The 234-nt window shown below is 44.4% G+C and carries 1 protein-coding gene; it reads right to left on the reverse strand.

Annotation, left to right across the window (positions count from 1 at the left end; translation table 11 throughout):
- Positions 1-100, reverse strand: a 100-nt coding sequence (locus tag H2O73_RS21450; protein WP_182110841.1) for a UDP-3-O-acyl-N-acetylglucosamine deacetylase, incomplete at its 3' end; no start/stop codon positions are given.
- Between the last annotated feature and the right edge of the window lie 134 nt (positions 101-234).

Consider the following 234-nt stretch of genomic DNA (forward strand, 5'->3'; position numbering starts at 1 on the left):
CCACTGGGGCCGGTTTCAAGGTCAGGTAGACCTTCTCCCCTGAATGCAGACCAACGCCAGTGGCTCGGATGATGTTTTTAAGTGTGCGCTGTTTTATCATTTCAATGATTTACCAAAATCTGGATAAAATTCGGCCAAATCATACCAGAAAGGTATTAGGTGCACCAACCTAAAAGACCGAACTCATTCTCATTTAATCCGCCTGACGACGCAAAAACGCAGGTATATCCAAAT

It is taken from the genome of Vibrio marinisediminis, assembly GCF_014050145.1.
Taxonomy (GTDB): Bacteria; Pseudomonadota; Gammaproteobacteria; order Enterobacterales; family Vibrionaceae; genus Vibrio; species Vibrio marinisediminis.